Consider the following 4,844-nt stretch of genomic DNA (forward strand, 5'->3'; position numbering starts at 1 on the left):
ACGCCGGGATGCGCGGCGGCGAGGGTGGCCACGTCGAGCCCCGCGCCGGGGCGGGCGTCGGGCTCCCCGGCCGACGCCGCCGACGCCGCCGCCGCCAGGAGCGCGGCGCCGAGCGCGTCGAGGGCGTCGGCCGCCTCGCGGGAGGCGTCGGCGCTGCGGGCGAGCGCCGGGACCACGCCCGGGCCGAGGACCGCCTCGAGCACGGGGAGCACCTCACCCCGCACCCGGCTGCGGCGCGGGGCCCCGGGCCCGGGCGCGTTCGTCGGGTCCTGCCAGGGCTCGAGCCCCAGCGCCGTGCAGGCGGCGGCCGTCTGCGACCGGCGCAGGCCGAGCAGGGGGCGCCGCAGCACGCCCCGGCGCGCGGGCATGCCGGCGAGGGAGCGCGGCCCGGAGCCGCGCGCCAGCCCGAGCAGGACGCCCTCGGCCTGGTCGTCGAGGGTGTGCCCGAGCAGCACGGCGGCGGCGCCGTGCCGGGCGGCGGCGTCCGCGAGCGCGGCGTGGCGGGCGGCGCGGGCGGCACCCTCCGGGCCCCCGACGGGTGCGACGTCGACGGCCACCACCTCGACGGGGTCCAGGCCCAGCCCGCGGCAGGCCTCCGCGGCGCGCGCGGCCACGGCGGCCGAGCCCGCCTGGAGGCCGTGGTCGACGACGACCGCCCCGGCCCGCAGCCCGGGGGCGGGCCCGCGGCGGCGCGACCGCTCCGCGACGAACGCCGTCGCGGCGGCGAGCGCGAGGGAGTCGGCCCCGCCCGAGCACGCGACGAGGACGAGCCCGCCCGGCGGCAGGTCGGCGAGCCCCCGCCGGACCGCCGTCCGCACGGCGGCGACGGCGGGGTGCGGCCCGGTCACGGACGCAGGGCTCAGCCGTGCACCCGGCGGACCCAGTCCGCGGGGCGCGCGAGCTCCGACGGCGTCGGCAGGTGCGCCGGGTCGTCCCAGACGGCGTTGAGGCCCGCGAGCCCGACCCGGCGCTGCACGCGCCGCACGAAGCGCGCGCCGTCGCGGTACTGCGCGAGCTTGGCGTCGAGCCCGAGGAGCCGGCGCAGCACGCGCTCGGGGCCGACGGACCGGCCGGCGGCGTCGCGCCGGGCCTCGAAGCGCCGCCGCAGGTGGCGGACCGTCGGCACCACGTCCGTCCCCACGGCGTCCATCGTCACGTCCGCGTGCCCCTCGAGCAGCGACATGACGGCCGTGACCTCGTCGAGGGCCCGCCGCTCGGGCGCGGGCAGCAGCTCCAGCAGGCCCAGCGAGCCCGGCCCCCGCAGCGCCCGGTCGACCCCCCGGACCAGCTCCTCCAGGCCGGCGAGGCAGCCAGGGGCCCCGCCGTCGCCGGGGCGCCCGCTCGTCCCCCGCGCGCCGCCCCGCCACCGGCCCCGGCTCCCGCCACGCCCGTCACGGTCCTCGCGCCCGTCGCGGGGCAGGACGCGCTCGGCCAGGCCCGCCCCCAGCCCCGCCGCCCGCTCCCGCAGGTGGGCGGCCAGCCACGGCGCCCGCGCGAACTGCAAGGCGTGCGTCTGCTCGTGCAGGCACACCCAGAGGCGGAAGTCCGCCGGGTCGACGCCCAGGGCCCGCTCGGCGGCGAGGACGTTCGGGGCGACGAGGAGCAGCCGGCCGGGCTCCCCGGGCCCTGCCACGAAGGGGTCGAACTGCCCCAGCACCTTGCCGGACAGAAGCGCCAGCACGGAGCCGACCTGCGCCGCCCCGGCGGCACGGCCGGCCGCCGAGACCTGGGCGGCGCGGGGGTCGCGGGCGGCGATCGCGGCCGTGACCGGCTCCGTCAGCGCGGCGAAGGTCGCGACGTTGGCCCGGCTCCACCGGGCCCGGTCGACGACGTGCACCCGGGAGGCCTCCGCGGGCGGCCGGCCGTCGGCGGGCGGCAGCTCGGCGAGGAGCGCCACGTGCCCCGCCGCGGCGGCGGCGGAGCGGCGCAGCCCGGCGACGAGGTCCTCGAGCTGGGCCCGCCCCGCCGCGGGCCCGGGCGGTGCCAGGCGGGCCGCGAGCCGGGCGGCCGCGTCCCAGTCGACGGGGGCGACGGGCTCGGCGGGCGGCACCCCGTCACGGTAGCCGTGCGCCGCGGCGGCGGACCTCCCCGGGAGCGTGACGTGGGCCCGCGCGCACGCCCTAGCGGCAGCCGCAGCCCGCGAGCGCCGCGACGAAGCCGTCCACCGCCGACCGGGGCGGCCCCTGCCCCGCCGCGCCCGTCGCGTCGGCCAGGACGACGAAGACGAGCTCGCGGCGGTCGGCGTCCACGACGGTGCCGGCCAGGGCGGTCACCCCCGGCAGGCTGCCGGTCTTGGCCCGGACGAGCCCCCGGGCGTCCGAGCGGGTGTAGCGGTCGGCGAGGGTGCCGGTCAGGCCCGCGACCGGCATGCCCGCCGCGATCCCCCGCAGCTGCGGCGCGGCCGGGTCGACCACGCGCAGGAGGACGTCCCCCAGCAGCCGGGCGGTGAGCGCGGAGCCCGTCGCCAGCCCCGAGGCGTCGGCCAGGCGGGCGCCCGACGTGTCGAGCCCGAGGCGCCCCAGCACCAGCAGCACCGCCTGCGTGGAGCCGTCGAAGCTCGCGGGCAGCCCCTCGGCGAGGGCGACCTGGCGCGCGACGACCTCCGTGATCGTGTTGTCCGAGGTGTCGAGGAAGTGGTGCACCACCTCCGACAGCGGGGCCGACGTCACGCTGGCGAGCTCCGGCGCCCCGGGGGCCGCCACCGCCCGCGCCGGGGCGCCGCGCACCGTCACCCCGCGCTCGGCGAGGCGCTGGGCGAAGGTGCGTGCCGCCGCCAGCGACGGGTCCGGCGCGCGCGGCGGGTACTCGCCGGGCCCCAGCTTCGCCACGTCGACCGCGAGCGCGGTGACGGGCGCGACGTAGCCCGCGGCCACGTCCTCCGGCTTCCACCCCGGGCTGAGCGTCGGCCCGGGGAAGAGGGAGTCGTCCACGCCGAGCGTCACGCTCGTCACGCCCTCCAGCGCGAGGGCCGCGGCGACGCGGTCGGCCAGGTCGCCCAGCCCGGCGTGCCCGGAGACCGCGTCGGGGTCGCCCGCGCCGGCGCCGAGCATCATGTCGCCGCCGCCGACGAGGACGACCGCGTCGCCGGCCCCGCGCACGACGCGGGTCGTCGTCGTCGAGGCGGCGCCCAGCGTCTCCAGCGCCGCGACGGCCGTGAGGACCTTCTGCGTCGACGCGGGCACGCGGGCGCCGTCGGCCCCGCGCTCGGCCAGCGTCGTGCCCGTGAGCGCGTCCGCCACGAGGACGCCCACGCCCGGCCCCACGCGCGGGTCCGCGACGAGCCCGTCGACGAGCGCCGCCACCGCCGCCGGGTCGGGCAGCGGGGCGGCGGGGTCGAGCGGCGGCAGGGCCGTCGGCACGGCCGACGGCACGACGGCCCCGGGCGCGGTCGGGAAGGGCGCGGGGGCGGCCGGCGGCGCCGCGAGGGTCAGCACGCCCGGAACGGCGTCGAGGGCGTCGGCGGTCGCGTAGGCCCCGCCGGCCAGCAGCACGACGAGCGCGGCGGCGCCCGCCGCCCGTGCCGCTCCGGCCATGCCCGCCCCCTCGTCGTCGGCGTCCGGGGGGTGGCCGACGGGTGAATGCGTCCCCGCCTCGGCCCCGTGCGGGAGCCCGCGGCTCCCCGGGCGAGCCGCGAGCAGACTACTGTCGGGCCCGGCGGCGCACGGCCAACCGTGCGCTGCGACGACCCGACGCGCCGCGGCAGGACCGCGCCGGCGCGCCAGCGACAGGGAGAGCCGTGGAGTTCGACGTCACGATCGAGATCCCCAAGGGCCAGCGCAACAAGTACGAGGTGGACCACGCCACGGGGCGCATCCGCCTCGACCGGATGCTGTTCACCTCGACGCGCTACCCGGACGACTACGGGTTCATCGAGGGCACCCTCGGTGAGGACGGGGACCCGCTCGACGCCCTCGTGCTGCTCGAGGAGCCCACGTTCCCCGGCTGCCTCATCCGGTGCCGCGCCCTCGGCATGTTCCGGATGCGCGACGAGGCCGGCGGCGACGACAAGGTGCTCTGCGTCCCGACCGGGGACCAGCGGGCCGCGTGGCGGCAGGACATCGACGACGTGTCCGACTTCCACCGCCTGGAGATCCAGCACTTCTTCGAGGTCTACAAGGACCTCGAGCCGGGCAAGTCGGTCGAGGGCGCCTACTGGACGGGCCGCACCGAGGCCGAGGCCGAGATCGAGCGGTCGCGGCAGCGCGCCATCGACGCGGGCTACGACACGCACTGAGCCGCACGGCGCGCACCGGCGCGCGCCGCCCACGACGAGGGGGTCCCCACCGCAGCGGTGGGGACCCCCTCGTCGTGCCGGACCCGTCGTGCCCGGCTCCGCGCGGACCGCCCTCGGCGGGGTCAGGGGCGGCCGGCGAACGGCATGGAGCCCGCGTACCGCATGGGCACCTCGCGCAGGAGCGTGCCCGGCCGCGCCGCCTCGACGATCTTGCCGTTCCCGGCGTACATCGCGACGTGGTGGATGGACTGCGGGTCGCTCGGGTCCGACCCCCAGAACACGAGGTCCCCCGGGCGCATCTCCGCGTAGCTGATCTTCTTCACCTGCACGTACTGCTGGCGCGACGTGCGCTGGAGGTTCACCCCCGCCGCGCGCCACCCGAAGCCGGTCAGGCCGGAGCAGTCGTACCCGTCCGGGCCCGTGCCCGCCCACAGGTACGGCAGGCCGATCTTCGTGCGCGCCGCCTCGACCGCGGCGACGCCCTGCGCCGCCGAGCCGCGCGACGTCCCGGTCCCGAGCCCGTACGCGCCCGACGACCCGCCGCCGGGGGCCGGTGCGGGTGCGGGGGCGGCCGGCGCGGGGGCGGCCGGGGCCGGTGCGGGGGCAGCCG

The 4,844-nt window shown here is 80.3% G+C and carries 5 protein-coding genes; 1 reads left to right on the forward strand and 4 read right to left on the reverse strand.

The window, feature by feature from the left end:
- The 3 genes from tilS to dacB form a co-directional block, all read right to left on the reverse strand.
- The coding region (tilS, locus tag EJA20_RS17905; RefSeq protein ID WP_129339874.1) for a tRNA lysidine(34) synthetase TilS at nt 1-848 on the reverse strand (848 nt) is incomplete at its 3' end.
- A gap of 11 nt (nt 849-859) precedes the next feature.
- Nucleotides 860-2,050 carry a zinc-dependent metalloprotease gene (locus EJA20_RS17910; protein WP_129339875.1) on the reverse strand — a complete coding sequence of 397 codons (1,191 nt, stop codon included), beginning with the start codon at nt 2,048-2,050 and terminating at the stop codon, nt 860-862.
- Nucleotides 2,051-2,120: 70 nt separating this feature from the next.
- Nucleotides 2,121-3,533: a D-alanyl-D-alanine carboxypeptidase/D-alanyl-D-alanine endopeptidase gene (gene dacB, locus EJA20_RS17915; protein ID WP_129339876.1), complete on the reverse strand. Its 1,413-nt coding sequence runs from the start codon at nt 3,531-3,533 to the stop codon at nt 2,121-2,123.
- A gap of 203 nt (nt 3,534-3,736) precedes the next feature.
- Between dacB and EJA20_RS17920 the strand changes: the two genes are divergently transcribed.
- The gene (locus EJA20_RS17920) at nt 3,737-4,234 is read left to right on the forward strand and encodes an inorganic diphosphatase (protein ID WP_129339877.1); all 498 of its coding nucleotides are present in this window, start codon (nt 3,737-3,739) and stop codon (nt 4,232-4,234) included.
- 122 nt (nt 4,235-4,356) lie between these two features.
- On the opposite strand, the gene EJA20_RS17925 is transcribed toward EJA20_RS17920, so the two are convergent.
- On the reverse strand, nt 4,357-4,844 hold a 488-nt coding region (locus EJA20_RS17925; RefSeq protein ID WP_164984058.1), incomplete at its 5' end, for a C40 family peptidase.

The organism is Cellulomonas endophytica, from assembly GCF_004123805.1.
In the GTDB taxonomy this organism is placed as follows: Bacteria; Actinomycetota; Actinomycetes; order Actinomycetales; family Cellulomonadaceae; genus Cellulomonas; species Cellulomonas endophytica.

Coding starts and splice junctions, on each gene's coding strand:
- dacB (WP_129339876.1), bottom strand. CDS start 3,533: ATGGCCGGAGCGGCACGGGCGGCGGGCGCCGCCGCGCTCGTCGTGCTG.